Origin of the sequence: Bradyrhizobium sp. BRP22 (genome assembly GCF_020194175.1) — a bacterium.
Classification (GTDB): Bacteria; Pseudomonadota; Alphaproteobacteria; order Rhizobiales; family Xanthobacteraceae; genus Bradyrhizobium.
Genome location: NZ_JADYVX010000180.1, coordinates 1 through 222, shown reverse-complemented (window position 1 = coordinate 222; position 222 = coordinate 1). Strand labels below are relative to the sequence as shown.

Sequence of the window (222 nt, the reverse complement as noted above, 5' to 3'; positions counted from 1 at the left end):
AGTCGAAGAAGGCGAGCAGCGCATGGCGATCCTTGATCAGGCACTCCACCGCACGTCCGTATTTGACGTGGTACTTCTCGGCGAAGACGTCGATCGCGGTTTCAGCTTCGGCCCGGTGTGGGGCCAGATAGATGTTCCGCACGTCGTTCTTCATGGGGCCCTGCACGGATTTGGCGACCTTGTCGAGTACGTTGCTCACTTTATGGCACCAGCATCGTTGGT

Annotated in this window: 1 protein-coding gene; it reads right to left on the bottom strand. The window is 58.1% G+C overall.

All coding sequences use genetic code 11. The features are described from left to right. The coding region (locus I6F35_RS39870; RefSeq protein ID WP_225122996.1) for a transposase at window positions 1-222 on the bottom strand (222 nt) is incomplete at both ends.